Origin of the sequence: Shewanella hafniensis, assembly GCF_019655335.1 — a bacterium.
In the GTDB taxonomy this organism is placed as follows: Bacteria; Pseudomonadota; Gammaproteobacteria; order Enterobacterales; family Shewanellaceae; genus Shewanella; species Shewanella hafniensis.
In genome coordinates, this window is sequence record NZ_BPFD01000206.1 from 1 (window position 1) to 593 (window position 593).

1 pseudogene is annotated in these 593 nt (G+C 48.7%); it reads right to left on the reverse strand.

Annotated features, from left to right (window positions below):
* Positions 1 to 13: 13 nt before the first annotated feature.
* Positions 14 to 593, reverse strand: a pseudogene (locus tag K5Q99_RS21935) (IS4-like element IS10A family transposase); the annotation flags it as partial.

Here is a 593-nt window from a genome sequence, read left to right on the forward strand (position 1 = left end):
CTGAAGGATCCCCTCATAAATCAGCCATAGCATAGCCATATTTGAGCAACTGATTGGCGAATAATACCCAGGCCGCCAGCAATTCTTTCTCCGTGATTTGATAATCAGGCCGCCTGAGTACCTCCAATCCCAAGCGAATCGTTGAGAGTACCGTTCGATGCCCAATGGTATTGGCCTGAAAATGCTTATCCCAGCCCTGTTGCTGTGCGTGTAAACCAACTAGCCACAACAGGCATTGAACCATCAACGCTATCAGTAGGATGATGTCGAATCGCTCTGGACTGTTGGTACGACTTTGGCGTAAGCCAAAGCCGTATGCCGGGCTTTTGAGGTCACGAAAGGTTTCCTCTATTTGCATACGTTTGGCGTACAGGTTTACCAGCTGCTTTGGGCTCCGAGATTCTGGTGGTAAATTGCTGGCTAACACCCAAGGCTCTTTCGCCGATGTTGAGTACGTTTTTGCCGATGGATGGTGGCAATTAGTCCTCGTTGAACGCTGATTTGTACGCCCCTTAGGTTTGCTACGATAAAGCGTGAGATGGCAATTGATAGGGTTAGTTTTGGTCAAGGTCTTACAACCCAGGCTCTTCGCT